Here is a 661-nt window from a genome sequence, read left to right as displayed (position 1 = left end):
GAGAAGATATAACTCACCTACTAAAGGATACGGAAACATGAGCTCCGGAAGCTGGAAACACGAGGACGAGGCCGCTGTCCCCGCAGGGCGTCTTTTCAAGGCCAGCATGCTCGACTGGCACAACCTCGGGCCTAAGGTCGTGCCGGAGATCATTGCTAGTGGTTCTGTTTCTGGAGAGGGAAAGGCTGGAAGCTTCCGTGAGATCAAGTTCACCCCAGCGTTGCCGTTCACCCACATAAAGGAACGCCTGGAGTTCGTGGACGAGGAGAAGTTTGAGGTCAAGAGCTCTGTTGTGGAGGGTGGTAATTTGGGAAAGGAGGTCGAATCAGCCGCCACTCACTTCAAGTTCGAGTCCTCAGCCAACGGGGGTTGCGTCGTCAAGGTGGTCGCGACCTACAAGCTTCTCCCAGGGGTCCAGCCCTCGACCGACGAGATTGCAAAGGCGAAGGAGGCTGTCACCAAGCACATCAAGGCTGCCGAAGCTTACCTCCTCGCCAACCCGACAGCCTATGCTTGAGAGCATGTATATGCTTCTGCTTTAATCATGAAGTGTGAGTTTGAATAAGGAGATGGTACTGGAGAGGGTTTGCAAGGGGCTGTGCTTTATGTTCTGTGCATGTGTGCGAGTCTAAAAGTGAAAAAAAAATAATGAGTATGCAAG

At 52.6% G+C, this 661-nt stretch carries 1 protein-coding gene; it reads left to right on the top strand.

Going from position 1 to position 661, the window contains the following annotated elements; translation table 11 throughout:
• Nucleotides 1-517: pathogenesis-related BetVI family protein (locus CXQ92_RS17605; protein ID WP_219815797.1), on the top strand; the 517-nt coding region annotated here is incomplete at its 5' end.
• Between the last annotated feature and the right edge of the window lie 144 nt (nucleotides 518-661).

Source organism: Arthrobacter sp. SX1312, from assembly GCF_002929295.1.
Taxonomy (GTDB): Bacteria; Actinomycetota; Actinomycetes; order Actinomycetales; family Micrococcaceae; genus Arthrobacter_D.
Note: the sequence above shows the minus strand (reverse complement) of the source record. Positions and strands in the feature narration are given on the sequence as shown.